Annotated in this window: 1 pseudogene; it reads left to right on the forward strand. The window is 59.5% G+C overall.

The window, feature by feature from the left end:
- Positions 1 to 274: pseudogene (locus R0J87_RS20255) on the forward strand (baseplate assembly protein); the annotation flags it as partial.

Consider the following 274-nt stretch of genomic DNA (forward strand, 5'->3'; position numbering starts at 1 on the left):
ACGTGAAACGCCTGACGGTGACGCCTGCTGATAATGACGCTGTGCCGCCCGTTGCGGCTGTGATGGAAAGCGATGAAGCGTTACGCCTGCGTGTGCCTGCAGCCTTTGAAGGGCTTTCAGTTGCGGGGCCAACTGCAGCCTATGAATTTCATGCCCGAAGCGCCGACGGTCGGGTGGCGGATGCCAGTGCAACCAGTCCGGCACCTGCAGAGGTGGTACTGACTGTCCTTAGCCGTGAAGGCGACGGAACAGCAGAAAAAGACCTGCTGGATGT

Source organism: Halomonas sp. SIMBA_159, from assembly GCF_046536035.1.
Classification (GTDB): Bacteria; Pseudomonadota; Gammaproteobacteria; order Pseudomonadales; family Halomonadaceae; genus Vreelandella; species Vreelandella venusta_A.